Raw genomic sequence first — 16456 nt, 5'->3', positions numbered from 1 at the left:
GCGCGCGGTATAGTCACTCGTTTCGGCCGAACGCCTCCGCACATGCATCGCTTCATCCACTTCGCGCAGTTCGCAGCACGTCAGCCGCTACGCGATCCAGCGTTGCAGGGAGCGCCATGAAGCGGGCGCGCACGCATGCCGTCCCGGACACCCTCACAAGCGCCCCGGCGGCGCGGCGGCGGCGGGCGCTGCTGGCCATTCCGGTTCTGGGCACCTTTGTGCTGGTGTTGCTGTGGGCGGTCATCTTCGCCCGGCTCTCGGTGGAGCGCGAAGCCACCACGCACGAATCCATGTCTTCCGCCGCCATACTGTCAGCGGCGCTCGAGCAGCACGCCATCAAGGCCATTCATCAGGTCGACCAGATCACCCGTTTCGTCAAATACGAATACGAGAAATCGCCTGACAACTTCGACCTGATCGCCACCGTCGAGAAAGGCGTCGTGCAGAGCGACACGCTGGTACAGGTCTCGCTGATCGACGAATACGGCACGCTGGTCGGCAACACCTCGGACCCGCATCCGAAACCCATCGATCTGTCGGACCGCGAGCACTTCAAGGTCCACGCGCATTCCAACGACGACCTCCTCTACGTCAGCCGCCCAGTGCGCGGCCGCGTGTCCGGCCTGTGGACGCTGCAGTTCACGCGCCGGCTCAATCATCCGGATGGCTCGTTCGCGGGCGTGGTGGTCGTGTCGGAAGACCCGGCCTATTTCACGAGCGACTTCTACAACGTCGCGTCGATCGGCCGCGAGGGCGTGATCGCCGTGGTGTCGGACAGCGGCTCGGTGCTTGCGCGCAGCACGGGCGGCGGCCTCGCCGATGGTGCCGCGGCCGCCAACGCGGCCGCACAGGGCAACCCGGGCGATGCAAGCGCTGCGGCGAGCAGCCGCGCCCGCGCGGACTTCACCGCGAGCGGCGTGTACCCCACGCTGGATCACGCGTCGGGCATCTACGTGGATCCCATCGATCACGTGAAGCGCATCGTGTCGTACCGGCACATCGACGGCTATCCGCTCGGCGTGCTCGTCGGTCTCTCCGAACGCGAGGAGATGATCGACTACAACCACACGCGCAACGTCTATCTGCTGATGGCGGGCTTCATCTCGCTTGCGATGCTCGGTTTCTTCGCGGTCGCAACCGGCCTGATCGGCAAGCTGCTCGGGCGCGAACGCGAGATGACGCATCTGGTCGAATACGACCTGCTCACCGGCCTGCGCAACCGCTACTCCACGTTGCGCGCGCTGCGCCAGGATGTCGCGCAGCAGGAGAACATCGGGCGGCTGGCGCTGCTCTTCATCGACCTCGACAACTTCAAGACCGTCAACGACACGCTCGGCCACAATGCCGGCGACATCGTCCTGCAGATGACGGCCTCGCGGCTCGCGGAGACGGTGGGCCAGAGCGGCACGCTGTCGCGCATCGGCGGCGACGAGTTCGTGGTGGTCGTAAAGGGCGACGAAGTCGAGCAGCGCGCCGTCACGCTGGCCGACGACATCTCCACCATGTTCGCCACCCCCTTCGACGTGCGCGGCAGCGCGTTCGTGCTGCATGCGAGCATCGGCATTGCGCTGTTCTCGGTGTCGAACGAAAGCGAGATCGACTTGCTGAAAAAGGCCGACCTCGGGATGTACAGCGCCAAGGACGCGGGCCGCAACTGCTATCAGTTCTATTCGCCGCAGCTGTCGCATCGCGCGGATCACCTGATGAAGTGGGAACAGCAGCTGCGCGTCGCGCTCACCGAGGAGCAGCTGTTCCTCGTGTATCAGCCAAAGATCGACCTGACGCGCCGCTGCATCACCGGCTTCGAGGCGCTCGTGCGCTGGAACCATCCGCAGCACGGGCTCATTCCGGCGAACGATTTCATCCCGGTGGCGGAATCCACCGGCTTGATCGTCGCGGTCGGCGATTTCGTGATCCACACCGCATGCAGGCAGCTCGCGCAATGGCAGCAGGACGGCTATACGGGGCTCTCGCTGGCCGTGAACATCTCGGCGGTGCAGTTCTGGCGCGGCGACTTGCTGGAGACGGTCGCGCGCGCGATCGAGGCAAGCGGCATTCCGCCGGACAAGCTCGAACTCGAGATCACCGAGACCGTGATGGTCGAATACCCCGAGCTCGTGCAGGAGAAGATCGTCGCGCTGAAGCGCCTGGGCGTGCGCATCGCGCTGGACGACTTCGGCACCGGCTATTCGTCGCTGTCGTATCTGAACCGCTTCTCTGTCGATACGCTCAAGGTGGACCGCTCGTTCATTCAAGCGATCCCCGAGGACCGCAGCGTGTGCGTGATGGTATCGGCCATCATCAATCTCGCGCGTTCGCTCGGCCTGACGGTGGTGGTGGAAGGCACCGAACGCGACGAGCAGATCGCGTGGCTCGCGGCGCTGGGTCCGGTGGAAGCGCAAGGCTTCCTGTTCTCGCGCCCCGTGTCGGCCGACGGCGTTCAGGCGTTGCTCGATCGCTTCGGCGTATGCGGCTGGTCGCGCGGACAGACGCCGCGCATCCTCGGCGACTCCGGGCGGGAGCCTTCCACGCCCGCGCTGACCGACCAGCACGGGGGCCGCTAGCGGCCGCGCGCGGCCCTTTGTCCGCGCGGTCGGGGGCCGGCGGCCGGAGGTGATCCGGGCGGATCGGAAGGAAAATCAATCGCCTTCGAACGGCTCGGCGATTTCCTGGTCAGGATGCTCCCGGTTCCAGTTGTCCCGCATCTTGTTCAACAGCGCCTGTTGCGCCTCGGCGTTCTGCCAATCCTGATATCCGTCGGCAAGACCGTTCAGCACGACGCCCGCCGTCGTGAAGACAATGCTGAAGAGTGGACCGACGACTGGAACCAGACCCACGGCGCCGCCGAGCAGGGTGAACGTTTGTCCGCCCAGATTCAGCTTGTCCTGCGTCGTCAATGTGCCATTGGCCTGCTTCTTGAGATAACTGTCGAGAGAAGCGCCGAAACCGACCGCACCCAACGCCGTGTTGATTCCCGAAGGCAAGATTTCCGTGCGCAGCGGCTTGGAAATCTTGAACCAATCCGGATAAGCGTCTGTGTGCGAGAGAAACGAATTCTGATATTTCTCGAACATTTCGCCATATTTGTTCTTCCATTCCGCAAACTTCATCTGCCGGGCCTCTTGCGTCGGCGCCTTCAGGCCTTCTCCCAACTCCTTGAGTGCGGGCAGGCCCTTGGTGATCAGCGCTTCCCGATTGGCCATCGCGAAGTTGAACTGGTCGTAGGCTTCATGCTTGAGCTTGCCTAGGTCATCGAGCCGCTTGAGCGACTCCAATGCACTGCGATCGCCGGAATTGCGGGCCGCCTCCGCTGAGTCATAGCCCATGTCGTTGAGTCTGCGCATCTGCACCTGTGACTCGGCGTCGATGTTACGAAGGTTCGCGTGCGCCGCTCTCGCCTCTTCGTCCCCGCTTTGCTTGAGGTCGACGCCCAGCTTCTGCATGGCGACGTACTCGCCAGACCTCTCGGACACGGCATCCTGCAGTGCGAGCGGCTGAGCGTCGCGATTGCTGCTCGCGACCTGGTTCGTGATCTGATCCTCGAGTTCTGTATGACGCGCCGTGACTGCCTCGTCGAACTTCGCGTTCATGGCGTCATTGCGCGTGTCGATCTCCCGGTCCATGGAAACGATCGACCTTTGATCATCCGGCTGCGATCCCGATCCGGCCTTGTTAGCCGGAGTGCCTCCATTGGTCGATTTGCCAGCACCGTTCGAGCCATTCACCGGTCCCGACGCCTGTGCACGCTCCAGTTGCCGCATCACGACCAGATGGCGCCCGACATCGGCCCCCAGTCCGACGGTCATGTCATTGATGCCCTGCCCGATCGCCGCGCCGCCCTTCAGAAAGTCGTCGGTCGGATCTTCATGGTCCCGCAGTTTCTGAAAGCCGGACTGGAAAGACGAGAATCCGGAAGTGAAATTGCTGCCCGCCGAGTTGGCGCGCGTACCGGCAAGAATGCCGAGCCGAGGGCCTTTGCCGATGGGATCGAGCACACTCACTCCCGGACGCTGGAACTTGCTGAAGGGTGTGCCCTTCAACACCTCGGATCGGTTGAAACGCCCCTCGTCGAAGATGATGGAACGTATATAGCCGCTCGCCGTCTTTCCGTACTTGCCATATTGCGCGAGGCTATGGTCCTTGTTCAGAGGCGTCAGATCCACCTTGGAATCCTTCGCGATGGTGTCGAGCGTATCCGTATCTTTCGCATGCATGAGCCCGTAGGTAAGGCGGTTCTCCCGGTCTTGCTGATCGTCAGTCGGTTTTGTACTGCCTGTGATCTGTTCGAAATCGTTGTACGCCTTCGCCGCCTCGATCATATGATCAGTCGTGTCCTGGTTCCCTTCAATGTCCTTCGTGGCGCCGCCGAGGGCGGCTGTGAAGCGGTCGCCGGCCTCCGCTGCATCGCTGTTCATGACCAGGTTCCTGGCGAGCGCTCGCGGGCTCATGCCGTCAAACGGGTCGTGTTCCGCCGAAGACCCTGTCGGCGCGGCTTGTGAAGCGTCCGATCTGTCCTGCGCCGCCGAGCCTCGGGACGTCGGCGACGCGCTCGGGGTTTCCGCAGCATCGCTGCCGTACGACGTCTGCGAGAGTGCCAGGCGGTGCGTAGTCCCCAGTCTGGCCGGGCCACCGTTCTGGCCGGTGACGGGCTCGTCCGACGCAGCCCGCGCCGTCTGCGATGCCTGCACCTCCGACGAAGGCAATGCCGGCTGCGAGGCACCATCCGCTTGCGCATCCTCCGAATTCCGCGACCCCGACGACGCGGCCGCGGCTTGAGAACCCGGTTCCGCCTCCGCGGCTGGCGAGCCAGACCCATCTTGCGAGCCCGGCTGCATTCCCGCAGGCCCGGAGCCCTGCGAAGGCGCAGCCGGCTGCGGATCCTCCGACATATCGTTGCTCCCGCTTTGCGTCTGAAGGCTTCTCGAATAGTCACTGGAAATGGAAGTCATAAGAACTCCGCAAGGAAATTTCATTGAATGAATGGTGATTTCGCGCCGTCTTTTTGACGTGACGGAATGTCATGGTCGACCTTATTTCCCGCGTCGATGCGATGAATTTTTATAGAAATAAGCGTTTTTTATCCTGTATAAAAGATGACTTAATTTTTTGACTTTAATAAGCGTGACTTAGGATTTTTCTAAATATTCCTATTGTGGCGACATAACAAATAAGACTTTCCCAAAAGCACTCATTGAATCCACCTGCTTGATGACAACCATGGAGATAAATCAACAATGACCGAATCAACCGCACCGCAAACGCCTCGCCCAAACGACACACGGCGCCGCATCGTGGCAATCGTCGGAGCGTCGTCGGGCAATCTTGTCGAGTGGTTCGACTTCTATGTCTACTCGTTCTGCGCCATTTACTTCGCGTCCACCTTCTTTCCCGCGGGCAACACGACCACGCAGCTGCTCAACACCGCAGGCGTATTTGCCGCAGGCTTCCTGATGCGTCCCATTGGCGGCTGGTTCTTCGGCCGTCTCGCGGACAAGCACGGACGGCGCGCGTCGATGATGGTGTCGGTATTGATGATGTGCGGCGGATCGCTCGTCATCGCGCTGCTGCCCGGTTATGCCGAAATAGGCGCGCTGGCGCCCGCGTTGCTGCTGGTCGCGCGTCTGTTTCAGGGACTCTCGGTGGGCGGCGAATACGGCACGAGCGCAACCTACATGAGCGAGGTCGCGCTCGAAGGCCGGCGGGGCTTCTATGCGTCGTTTCAGTATGTCACGCTGATCGGCGGGCAACTCTGCGCACTGCTCGTGCTGGTCATCCTGCAGCAGACGCTCAGCACCGAAAGCCTGAAGGCGTGGGGCTGGCGCATTCCCTTCCTGGTAGGTGCGGCGGCGGCGGTCATCGCGCTCCTGCTGCGACGCTCGCTCGACGAAACCACCACCGCCGAGTCGCGCCGCAGCAGTGAGGCCGGCTCGTTCAGCGGGCTCTGGCGGCACAAGGGCGCCTTTGTGACCGTGCTTGGCTTCACGGCCGGCGGGTCGCTCGTGTTCTATACGTTCACGACCTACATGCAGAAGTATCTCGTCAACACGGCCGGCATGAACGCGAAGACCGCCAGCCACGTGATGACGGCCGCACTGTTCGTGTTCATGCTGCTGCAACCGCTATTCGGCGCCCTCTCCGACCGCATCGGGCGGCGCAAGTCCATGATCTGCTTCGGCTCGCTCGCCACGTTGTGCACGGTGCCGCTCATGGACACGCTCAAGGATGTCAGCAACCCGCTGGCGGCGTTTGCGCTGATCGTCACGGCGCTCTGCATCGTGAGCTTCTATACGTCGATCAGCGGCCTGATCAAGGCGGAGATGTTCCCGGTGCACGTGCGCGCACTCGGCGTGGGCCTGTCCTATGCGCTGGCGAATGCGATCTTCGGCGGCTCGGCGGAATACGTGGCGCTCTGGCTCAAGCAGGCGGGCATCGAAAGCATGTTCTACTGGTACGTCACCGCCCTGTGCGCCGTGGCCGGGCTCGTGTCGCTGTGCATGCGCGATCCTTCAAAGGAAGGCTTCCTGAAAGATGGCCCGCAACTGGAGCCGCAAGCCGCGCCGCCTCAGCCCCAGACCCCCTTCACAGACCGCGTGACAACACCGCTGCACCAATCGTCACGATACCCAACACCAGATTGATCACGACGAGCCTGCGCACGGTTCCGACGGCGCGCGCGCCGTCGGGCCAGTTCTGCGCCTGCACCGCGCGCCGGATACGCGGAAACACGGCGAAGCGGATGTGCCCGAAGATCAGCATCATCACGACGCCGAGGCCGGCCATTACGTGCAGTGGCAACGCAGCGTGCGTGCCGCCGAATTCGGCCAGCAGGAAGCCGCCCGAGAGCAGGATGACGAGCACCGACGCCGCGACCCAGTTGAAAAAGCGCGTGAAGACGGCTTCCCACAGCGGCAGGCGCAGTTGCGGCGTGAGGTCGCCGAGCGCGGGACGCAGGCAGAAATGCGCGAAGATCATTCCGCCGATCCATACGGCAACGCCGAGGAGATGCAGGAAGAGCGCGGCTTCGATGGCTTTGTTCATTGTGGTTTTGAGCTGACGTCGTGGGCTTCGGGATTCAAGTTTGGCCGTTCGACTAGGACGCCGCCCACCAGTTCCTGTGTATTCGGCAAGAAGCCAAATAAAAACGCCTCGCCGCATGCTCGCGGCGAGGCGTTCCATACGATGCCAAAAGCAGCCTTGATGCTTATCCCTCGAACACCGGCCTCAGTTCCGCCACCTTCAGCGACGAATCCGGCGCCCTTCCCTTCCGCGCCCGCTTGCCGAGATGCAATTGCAGTTGCGAGCCGGCCAGCTTCTCGTCCCTGATCTTGCCGCCGCGCCCCGTGCCGATCATCACCACGCCGCGCGCATCGATGGCGAGCGCCTGGCGCAGCGTTTCCTTCGGATCGAGCGCCATCAGCGTCACGCCGCGCCCGCCGCCGGAGAGCGTCTTCATCTCGTCCATGCCGAACACCAGCAAGCGTCCCGCGCTCGACAGACACGCCACATAGGCCGCGCCCGGAATGACCGGCATCGGCGCGAGCGGCGCCGCGCCTTCGTCGATGGTCATGAACGCCTTGCCCGCCTTCTGGCGGCTCACGAGATCGCCCAGTTTCGCGATGAAGCCGAAGCTGTTGCTCGACGCCAGCAGCAGTTGTTGCTCCGCATTCGCCGCGAAGTAATGCAGCAGATGCGTGCCCGATTCGAGTTCGATCAGCGACGTGACCGGCACGCCGTCGCCCCGTCCGCCCGGCAACGCCGCGACGGACACCGAATACACCCGGCCCTTGCTGCCCCACGCCACCAGCGCGTCGGGTGTGCGCGCCTGGAAGGCCGCGTAGAGACCATCGCCCTGCTTGAAGGTGAAGCCGGCCGGATCGAGTCCATGTCCCTTCAGCGCGCGCACCCAGCCCTTCTGCGACACGACGACCGTCACCGGTTCATCGACGACGCGCGCTTCGAAGGTCGCGCGCGTGGCCTGCTGGATCAGCGTGCGGCGGTCGTCGCCATACTGCTTCGCGTCGGCTTCGATTTCCTTGATGAGCAGACGCTTCATCGCGGTATCGCTGTTGAGCAGTTCTTCGAGCTTCGCCTTCTCTTCGCCCAGGTCCTTGAGTTCCTGCTCGATCTTGATCGCTTCCATGCGCGCCAGTTGACGCAAACGGATGTCGAGAATGTCCTCGGCCTGGCGGTCGGAGAGATTGAAGCGCGCGATCAGCGCCTGCTTCGGTTCGTCGGAATCGCGAATGATGCGGATGACTTCGTCGATATTCAGGAAGACGATCATCCGTCCTTCGAGAATATGGATGCGGTCGTTGACCTTGCCGAGCCGATGCTGCGTGCGCCGCGTCACGGTGACGAAGCGGAAGCCGACCCACTCGTGCAGGATCTCGACGATGCCCTTCTGCCGCGGACGGCCGTCCGAGCCGATCATCACCAGATTGATCGACGCATTCGATTCGAGGCTCGTATACGCGAGCAGCGAATTGACGAACTCGGTCTGGTCAAGGCGGCTCGATTTCGGTTCGAACACGAGCCGCACCGGGGCGTCCTTGCCGGACTCGTCGCGCACGGCGTCGAGCAGGCCGAGCAGGGTCTGCTTGGTCTGCGCCTGCTCGGGCGTGAGCGTCTTCTTGCCGAGCTTGATCTTCGGATTGGTGAGTTCCTCGATTTCCTCGAGCACCTTCTGGCTCGACACGCCCGGCGGCAGTTCGGTGATCACCACCTGCCATTGTCCGCGCGCGAGGTCTTCGATCTTCCAGCGCGCGCGCACCTTGAGGCTGCCGCGCCCGCTTTCATAGGCCGCCGAGATTTCGGCCTGCGACGAGATGATCTGCCCGCCGCCTGGAAAGTCGGGTCCGGGCAGCTTTTCCATCAGGCCGGCGTGACCGATCTTCGGGTCGCGGATCATCGCGACAGCGGCCTGCGCGACTTCGCGCAGATTGTGCGACGGCACTTCCGTCGCGAGGCCGACCGCAATGCCCGACGCGCCGTTCAGCAGCAGGAACGGCAGGCGCGCGGGCAAGAGCTTCGGCTCTTCGAAGGAGCCGTCGTAGTTCGGCATGAAGTCGACCGTGCCCTGGTCGATTTCATCGAGCAGCAGATGCGCGATGGGCGTCAGGCGCGCTTCGGTGTAGCGCATGGCCGCGGCGCCGTCGCCGTCGCGCGAGCCGAAGTTGCCCTGCCCGTCGATGAGCGGATAGCGCATCGAGAAGTCCTGCGCGAGCCGCACCAGTGCGTCGTACGCCGACTGGTCGCCGTGCGGGTGATACTTGCCCAGCACGTCGCCGACCACGCGCGCCGACTTCACCGGCTTCGCGTTGTTCGACAAGCCCATCTCGTTCATCGCGAACAGAATACGGCGCTGTACAGGCTTTTGGCCGTCGCACACGTCCGGCAACGCGCGGCCCTTCACCACGCTCACCGCGTAGGAGAGGTAAGCGCGTTCGGCGTACTCGCCGAGCATCAGTTGTTCGCCTTCCGGTGCGGTCTGGGCGGCGAAGAGATCGTCTGTGGTTCCCATCGAATTTCCGTTATGCGAGTCTCAGGTCCTGCTCAAGTCGGGATCAGGTCGGGCTCAGATGTCCGCTTCGACCTCGTTGCCCTTCTCTTCGAGCCAGCTGCGCCGCGATGCCGCTTCGCCCTTGCCCATCAGCATCGTCATGCGCGACACCGTGAGGTCGAAGCCGAGATCGCCCAGCGCGATGGGCAGCAGGCGGCGCGTGTCGGGGTTCATGGTCGTGTCCCAGAGCTGCTCGGCGCTCATCTCGCCCAGGCCCTTGAAGCGGCTGATGGTCCACGCGGTCTCGCGCACACCGTCCTTGCGCAGCTTGTCGAGAATGGCTTCGAGTTCGCCTTCGTCGAGCGCGTAGAGCTTCTGCGCCGGCTTTTTGCCACGCGCGGGGGCGTCGACACGGAACAGCGGCGGACGCGCGACGCACACATTGCCGCGTTCGATCAGCTGCGGGAAATGCTTGAAGAACAGCGTGAGCAGCAGCACCTGGATGTGGGCGCCGTCCACGTCCGCGTCCGACAGAATGCAGATCTTGCCGTAGCGCAGATTCGACAAGTCGACCTGCTCGTCCGGACCGTGCGGATCCACGCCGATGGCCACCGCGATGTCATGCACTTCGTTGTTCGCGAAAAGCCGGTCGCGCTCGGTTTCCCAGGTGTTCAGCACCTTGCCGCGCAACGGCAGGATGGCCTGGAATTCCTTGTCGCGGCCCATCTTCGCGGAGCCGCCCGCCGAATCGCCCTCGACCAGGAAGATCTCGTTGCGGCTGATATCCGTGGATTCGCAATCGGTCAGCTTGCCGGGCAGCACCGCGACGCCCGAGCTTTTCTTCTTCTCGACCTTCTGGCCGGCGCGGGTGCGCGCCTGCGCCTGGCGAATCACCAGTTCCGCGAGCTTCTTGCCGAATTCGACGTGCTGGTTGAGCCACAACTCGAGCGCGGGCCGCGAGAACGACGAGACGAGCTTGACGGCATCGCGGCTGTTGAGACGCTCCTTGATCTGACCTTGGAACTGCGGATCGAGCACCTTGGCCGACAGCACGAAGGACACGCGCGCGAACACGTCTTCCGCGAGCAGCTTGACGCCCTTCGGCTGCAGATTGTGGATCTCGACGAAGTTCTTCACGGCCTGGAACAGGCCGTCGCGCAGGCCGGATTCGTGCGTGCCGCCGGCGGGCGTCGGAATCAGGTTGACATAGGATTCGCGCAGCAGCGGCCCCTCCTCGCTCCACGCGACGACCCACGACGCGCCTTCGCCTTCCGCGAAGGTTTCCTCGGTGTTCTTCGAGCTTTCGGCGTAGCGTTCGCCTTCGAAGAGCGGAATCAGCAGTTCGCTGCCGCCCATGCCTTCGAGCAGATAGCCACGCAGGCCGTCTTTATACTTCCAGGTCTGGCGCTCGCCGGTTTTCTCGATGACGAGCACGACTTCGACGCCCGGCAACAGCACGGCCTTCGAGCGCAGCAGACGTTGCAGTTCGCCGAGCGGCAGGTTCGGCGAATCGAAATACTTCGAGTTCGGCCACGCGCGCACGCGGGTGCCGTTCTTCTTCGCGCCGCGTTCGCCCGCGCGCGTCGTGAGTTCCTCGACGACATCGCCATTGGAGAACGCCAGCTGCGCGATCTTGTTGTCGCGCCAGACGGTGACTTCGAGACGTGTGGCGAGCGCATTCGTCACCGACACGCCGACGCCGTGCAGCCCGCCCGAAAACGTATAGGCACCGCCCGCGGCCTTGTCGAACTTGCCGCCCGCGTGCAGTCGCGTGAACACGATCTCGACGACCGGCACGCCCTCTTCCGGATGCAGGCCGAACGGAATGCCGCGGCCGTCGTCTTCGACGGACACGGAATTGTCATTGTGCACGGTGACGGTGATCTGCTTGCCGTAGCCGCCCAAGGCCTCGTCGGAGGCGTTGTCGATCACTTCCTGAATGATGTGCAGCGGATTCTCGGTCCGCGTGTACATGCCGGGCCGCTGCTTGACCGGTTCCAGGCCCTTGAGCACCTTGATCGATGCTTCGCTGTAACCGGCTGCCTTGGCGTGCATGACAGGCCGCTTGCCTCGGTCGGTTCCTGTCGCCATTGCGCTGGATTTTTTCGTGGACATAGTTGATCGTGGATCCGGCTCCCGGGCGCGCGCGGAAAAGTGCTGCAACGTGACGCTCGCGTGACGCCCGGCATGCCGGCGAATGCTGATGGAATTGCCTGGCCGGAACGGCCTGCGGCGGGGTGTCGACCCGCCCGGTGCTCCGTGCCGCGCTAGGAGAATAGCGTTTTTCGCTCGCCGCGCCCACCTCGGGAGCGTAAAACACCCGGCTGGTGGAGCGGTGATACGGCCTCGGGCCGGGACCGGGCGCCGCTTGCGCCCGTCGCGACCATTACACCCATCGCGCCGGGCACGCGCGTCATTTCCGTTTTGCTTCCAGTTCCTCCCAACGCTCCAGCGCCACCAGCAATTCCTCTTCGATCGCCGCGTGCCGCTCCGACAAACGCGCGCCTTCCTTCGCATCGCGCGCGAAGACCGAGCCGTCCTCAAGCCGCGCGCCGATCGACTTCTGCTCCTCTTCCAGTGCGGCGATGCGCGCCGGCAGCCCCTCCAGCTCGCGTTGGTCCTTGAACGACAGCTTCACGGTGCGCTGCGCATTGCGGCCCGCCGCGCTGTCCTTGGGCGTCTCGTCCTTCGGCGCTTCCTTCGCGGTCTGACGCGCCGCCTCGTCCGCGATGCGCTCCGAACGTTCGCGCTGAATCTGCCAATCGGAAAAACCGCCGACGTATTCGCGCCACAGACCGCCGCCCTCCGCCGCGAACACCGACGTCACGACGTTGTCGAGGAACGCGCGATCATGGCTTACGAGCAGGACGGTGCCGTCGTAGTCCGCGAGCAGTTCCTCGAGCAGTTCGAGCGTGGGGATGTCGAGGTCATTGGTGGGTTCGTCGAGTACCAGCACGTTGGCGGGCCGCGCGAACAGCCGCGCCAGCAGCAGGCGGTTGCGTTCGCCGCCCGACAGCGAGCGCACCGGCGAACGGGCGCGCTCCGGCGCGAACAGGAAGTCGCCGAGATAGCTCATCACGTGCTTCTTCACGCCGTTCACCTCGACCCATTCGCTGCCCGGGCTGATGGTGTCGGCGAGCGACTTGTCGAGGTCGAGTTGCGCGCGCATCTGGTCGAAGTACGCCGCCTGGATGTTGGTGCCGGTGCGCACGCGGCCTTCGTCGGGCTGCAGTTCGCCCAGGATCAGCTTGAGCAGCGTGGTCTTGCCCGCGCCGTTCGGACCGACGAAGCCGATCTTGTCGCCGCGCATGACCGTGGCCGTGAACGTGTCGACGATGGTGCGCGCGCCATAGCGCTTGGTCACCTCGGTCAGTTCAGCGACGATCTTGCCGGACTTCTCGCCTTGTCCCACGTCCAGCCTGACGTTGCCCTGCACGTTGCGGCGCTCGGCGCGCTCATTGCGCATGTCGACCAGCCGCGCAATGCGCCCGACGCTGCGCGTGCGGCGCGCCTCGACGCCCTTGCGGATCCACACTTCTTCCTGCGCGAGCAGCTTGTCGAACTTGGCCTGTTCGACCTGCTCGACTTCGAGTTGCTGCGCCTTGCGAGTCTGGTACGCGCTGAAATTACCCGGATACGACAGCAGACGCCCGCGATCCAGCTCGACGATACGCGTGGCCACGCGGTCGAGGAACGCGCGGTCGTGGGTGATGAACAACAGGCCCGAGCGCAGCGTGACGAGCAGGTCTTCCAGCCAGCGGATGCCTTCGAAGTCGAGATGGTTGGTGGGTTCGTCGAGCAGCAGCACGTCCGGCTGCACCACCAGCGCGCGCGCCAGCGCCACGCGCTTCTTCATGCCGCCGGACAGCGCGCCGGTGCGGGCGTCGCCGTCCAGGCCGATCTGCGCGAGCGTGGTGGCCACACGGGTGCGCCAGTTCCAGGCATCGCGCGTGTCGAGCGCCGCCTGCAGCGCGTTCATGCGCGACAGCAGCGTGTCGTGCTCCGCGCCTTCGGGCGTGTCGGCGAGCGCATGCGTGACGGCATCGAACTCGTCCAGCAGCGCGCGCGCCTCGGTGAGGCCCGAGGCCACGACGTCGAACACGGTGGCGTCGAGATCGAATTCAGGCTCCTGCGGCACGTAGACCGTGGAGAGCTCGCCCTGACGCGTGATGAGGCCGTCATCGGGCGCAGCGAGGCCCGCGACGATCTTGAGCAGCGACGACTTGCCCGCGCCATTGCGGCCGATCAGCCCGACCCGCTCGCCCGTTTCGAGCGTGAAGTCGGCGTGGTCCAGCAATGCAACGTGGCCGAACGCGAGCTGCGCGTCCGAAATGGAATAAAGCGACATGGGAAAACCGGATGAAGGGCGAAGGATTGCCGGCGTGCCCGGCAATCAAGGGAAGCGCTCATTGTACCGGGCGTGCCGGGCGCGAGGGTCGTGCGCCTCCCTGCTGGCCGAACGGACGACCGAAATCGTGCGGCCGGCCGTTGGGCGGGTTACTGCACGTGGATCTTGATGGTCTGGCTCATCTCCGGACCGTACGAGCGATGCGCGCCGTCGCCGAATTGCAGCGTCAGCGTGTGATCGCCGGGAGGCAGCCTGATATCGGCTTCGGTCTGGCCCTTGCCGTAATGCAACGACGTATCGTTCGCCGGAATCACCGTGCCTTTCGGCAGCGGCTTGCCGTCGATCAGCACGTGATGGTGGCCGGTGCCCTCGGTCATCGTGCCGGCGGGCGAGATCGACATGCCGTCGACGGCGAATTGCACATGCACCGGGCTCGTGACCGTCGCGCCGTCCTTCGGCTGGACGAAATAGACCCGCGCCTGCGCCTGCGCGGCGCTCGTGAAGGACATCAGCACCGCGCCCGACAGCACCGCACCCAACAGCGTCTTCTTCAACATCGTTTTCTCCATGCAAGGTAAACCGGTCGATGGCGCGGCTGCGGCGCCGGGAATTCGCAGCAGCATACACCGGGCGTTCCGGCCGTTAAATCGGGACGACCGCGAAGCGGGCGCGGCGCGGCGCGTCGTCGCGTCCGCGCGGGCCAACGGGAGATTCCTGTAAGATGCGGCTCGCCGCGCTCCTCCCCGTCCGGGCGTGTTCAGCGCGGCGCGTTCATTCTTTCTGGAATCAAGAGTCTGCCGTGAGCGAAGTCATCGAATTCAAAAGCTGGGTCTGCCTGATTTGTGGCTGGGTCTACAACGAGGAAGAAGGCTTGCCCGACGAAGGCATCGCGGCCGGAACCCGTTTCGAAGACATTCCCGCCGACTGGCGCTGCCCGCTGTGCGATGTCGGCAAGGCGGATTTCGTCGCCGTCGAATTCTGATCGTTGCGGCCGCGTGCCCGCGCGGCGGACGTTCCGCCAGCGGGCGCCGGGCGGCAGTCAGCGCGCCACCGCGATCAACTCCCGGCTTGTCTCATCCAGCGGCGCGCGCATCCAGTCTCCATACCAGTCGATGTGCGCAAAACCCGCGCGCTTCAGCAAGTCCGTCAATGCGTCAGCCGTCCAGAAGCACAACTCGCTCTCGGCGCTGAGCGTCTCGACGGCCTCCGTCCCGCCCGGCTTCGACACAAACCGGTAATGCGTCGTGAACGCGACGCGGCCCGTCGTCGCCGGATCGGGTTGCGCGTGCCGCTCTTGCCACACGTCGACCTTGCCGCCGCCGGGGGCCTCGATGCGTTTCATCGAGCGCTCCGGGGTCCAGTCCTCCCATGCCCGCGCCGCCGGATGACGGCTCTCGAACGCGATGCGGCCGCCCGGACGCAGTGCGCGGCGCGCGGCCTGCAACGCGGCGTCATCGAGCAGCACCTGCACGACGTGCCCCGTCATCACCAGCAAATCCGCCGGCGCGCCGACGAACGGCAGCGCCCCGGAGTCGCCTTCGATCCAGGTCACCCGGTCGCCTTCCGGACGCGCCCGCGCCACGCGCAGCATGGCCGGCGACGGATCGATGCCGGTTACGCGCACGCCGCGCCGCGCCAGTTCACAGGCGAGCAGCCCGGTGCCGCAGCCGAGATCCACGACATGCGCGGCCCCATCGGCCAGCGACAGATAGAACGCCGTATCGGCGGCAAACGGATTGAGGAGGTCGTAGAGCGCGACCAGGCGCGGATCGGTGTAGAGCATCAGTGACTCTGATAAGCGAGCGCGTCGCGCAGCGGCTGGCTGGCGATCATGATCGGACCGCTGAAGGGCGTGTCGAGGTCGACGATCACGAGCACGGCGGAGGCGATCGACAGCGCGCCGAGCATGATCGTCACCAGCGAGAGCGCGTTGCGCGGCGCGATCAGGCCGAAGCACAGGAAGATGATGAGCAGCCATCCCACCAGGATGCGGTCGAACGGATAGGAGAGCGAGCCGTGCGCCTCCTCGATCAGCTTCCAGCGCAGCGCAATGAGCTGCTCGAAGCGCCCGGCGCTTTCGTCGGCGAGCGCGCGGTGATAGGCGTCGGACGGCTGCAGCAGACGCACGCTGTGCTGGGCCTGGCCGAGCAGCGCGCCGAGTTCGGGGCTCGCGAGATCGCCGTTCTTGGGGGAAGGCGCAATGGCCGGATAGTCGCCCGTGGGACGCGGCTCGTCGGGCCAGGTGCTGGCGATCGCCGCCGCCGTGTAGGTGCGCAGCAGCGCGCGGGCGTCATCGAGATCGTGACCGTAGTCGCGCATCGTGCGGTCGAGCTCGATGAGCACGGTGGCGTAGGTGCGCATGTCGTTGTTGGTGGTGTCGAAGCCGGTCTTCGCCGACGCGGTCAGCAAACCGAGCACGAGCGCCGCGAAGGTCACCAGCATGCCGACCAGCAACTGGACCAGCTGCACGGTTTCCTGCGCCTTGTGTTCCTCGGGCAACAGCGGCCGCACGATGGCGCCCAGGCCCGTGCTGGCCAGCAGCAGCACGAAGACGAGCACCGCGGTCTGGATTTCCGTCATGGGTGGTTGAGCCGGAAGGGCGTGGCCAA

10 protein-coding genes and 1 pseudogene are annotated in these 16456 nt (G+C 64.6%); 3 read left to right on the top strand and 8 right to left on the bottom strand.

What is annotated here, in order from left to right:
- The first annotated feature begins 116 nt into the window (after positions 1-116).
- A complete protein-coding gene (locus QCE63_RS05620) occupies positions 117-2564 on the top strand; it encodes an EAL domain-containing protein (RefSeq protein WP_309831329.1) in 2448 nt (815 codons plus the stop codon).
- A 75-nt stretch (positions 2565-2639) separates the two neighbouring features.
- On the opposite strand, the gene QCE63_RS05615 is transcribed toward QCE63_RS05620, so the two are convergent.
- Entirely contained in the window at positions 2640-4949 is a 2310-nt protein-coding gene (locus QCE63_RS05615; RefSeq protein ID WP_309831327.1) for a hypothetical protein, read from the bottom strand.
- A 285-nt stretch (positions 4950-5234) separates the two neighbouring features.
- Here QCE63_RS05615 and QCE63_RS05610 point away from each other — a divergent pair.
- Positions 5235-6536: pseudogene (locus QCE63_RS05610) on the top strand (MFS family transporter); the annotation flags it as partial.
- 43 nt (positions 6537-6579) lie between these two features.
- On the opposite strand, the gene QCE63_RS05605 reads toward QCE63_RS05610, so the two are convergent.
- From QCE63_RS05605 to QCE63_RS05585, 5 genes are all read right to left on the bottom strand, one after another.
- Positions 6580-7038, bottom strand: a complete 459-nt coding sequence (locus QCE63_RS05605; RefSeq protein ID WP_309807778.1) for a CopD family protein — start codon at positions 7036-7038, stop codon at positions 6580-6582.
- A 163-nt stretch (positions 7039-7201) separates the two neighbouring features.
- Positions 7202-9520, bottom strand: coding sequence for a DNA topoisomerase IV subunit A (gene parC / locus QCE63_RS05600; RefSeq protein WP_309831325.1), 2319 nt, complete (start codon positions 9518-9520; stop codon positions 7202-7204).
- Between the two features lie 54 nt (positions 9521-9574).
- Complete coding sequence (locus tag QCE63_RS05595; RefSeq protein ID WP_309831323.1) at positions 9575-11554, bottom strand: DNA topoisomerase IV subunit B; 1980 nt, start codon at positions 11552-11554, stop codon at positions 9575-9577.
- Between the two features lie 358 nt (positions 11555-11912).
- Complete coding sequence (locus QCE63_RS05590; RefSeq protein ID WP_309831321.1) at positions 11913-13847, bottom strand: ATP-binding cassette domain-containing protein; 1935 nt, start codon at positions 13845-13847, stop codon at positions 11913-11915.
- 149 nt (positions 13848-13996) lie between these two features.
- Positions 13997-14404 carry a DUF4399 domain-containing protein gene (locus QCE63_RS05585; RefSeq protein ID WP_309831319.1) on the bottom strand — a complete coding sequence of 136 codons (408 nt, stop codon included), beginning with the start codon at positions 14402-14404 and terminating at the stop codon, positions 13997-13999.
- A gap of 242 nt (positions 14405-14646) precedes the next feature.
- On the opposite strand from QCE63_RS05585, the gene QCE63_RS05580 reads away from it, so the two are divergent.
- Positions 14647-14829, top strand: a complete 183-nt coding sequence (locus QCE63_RS05580) for a rubredoxin (protein ID WP_309831317.1) — start codon at positions 14647-14649, stop codon at positions 14827-14829.
- Positions 14830-14886: 57 nt separating this feature from the next.
- Here the strand turns inward: QCE63_RS05580 and QCE63_RS05575 are convergent, their stop codons facing one another.
- Together QCE63_RS05575 and QCE63_RS05570 are read right to left on the bottom strand one after the other, a co-directional pair.
- Positions 14887-15630 (bottom strand): class I SAM-dependent methyltransferase, encoded by a 744-nt coding sequence (locus QCE63_RS05575; protein WP_309831315.1) that lies wholly within the window; start codon positions 15628-15630, stop codon positions 14887-14889.
- Positions 15630-16427 (bottom strand): hypothetical protein, encoded by a 798-nt coding sequence (locus QCE63_RS05570; protein ID WP_309831313.1) that lies wholly within the window; start codon positions 16425-16427, stop codon positions 15630-15632. The genes QCE63_RS05575 and QCE63_RS05570 overlap by 1 nt, the downstream gene beginning before the upstream one ends.
- Between the last annotated feature and the right edge of the window lie 29 nt (positions 16428-16456).

The sequence above is a fragment of the Caballeronia sp. LZ065 genome, from assembly GCF_031450975.1.
Taxonomy (GTDB): domain Bacteria; phylum Pseudomonadota; class Gammaproteobacteria; order Burkholderiales; family Burkholderiaceae; genus Caballeronia.
The sequence above is the reverse complement of the archived record's forward strand: the minus strand, read 5'-3'. Positions and strand labels throughout refer to the sequence as shown.